Consider the following 516-nt stretch of genomic DNA (forward strand, 5'->3'; position numbering starts at 1 on the left):
TAGTTTCGCCAGCAAAATCTTCGCTGAACCAGCCACCGAAATCTAATTGTCTTAGTTCTTTCAACGTATGCGCATCAACTCGTCCTTTGCCATTGCTGCATCGATTTAACGTATGATCGTGGCAAACCACAAGTACGTTATCTTTTGTTGGCTGAACATCCACTTCTACCCATTTTAGGCCGAGATCAATTGCAGCTTGAACGCTGACTTTTGTATTTTCTGGGAACGAGCCGGCAACGCCGCGGTGACCAATTAACAGAGTTTCCATTTTGTTTGCCTTCTTGAATGAGATGTCCAGATTGTACTCGCTTTTGGCCGTTGATATAGAGGTGAAAGGCTTCTTCAGGGCGGTAACGTCACGATTCAACGGTGTAATTTTCACCAGACAAGCATGGTGTGGAAATGAAAGACTAGATTGGTAACAGATTCTGAGCTACAAAATGACGTTGGACTTTTATGCTCTTGCCGCTCATTTTTAAAGAGCGACGTATCTTTCAAGAGCCGCATTTTTTCAGG

General features: G+C 43.8%; 1 protein-coding gene. It reads right to left on the reverse strand.

Features of this window, described 5'->3' with window-relative positions; genetic code table 11:
- The coding region (locus R7R24_RS30480; protein WP_318120685.1) for a glycerophosphodiester phosphodiesterase family protein at positions 1 to 268 on the reverse strand (268 nt) is incomplete at its 3' end.
- Positions 269 to 516 lie beyond the last annotated feature (248 nt).

Source organism: Vibrio sp. 704 (assembly GCF_033339295.1).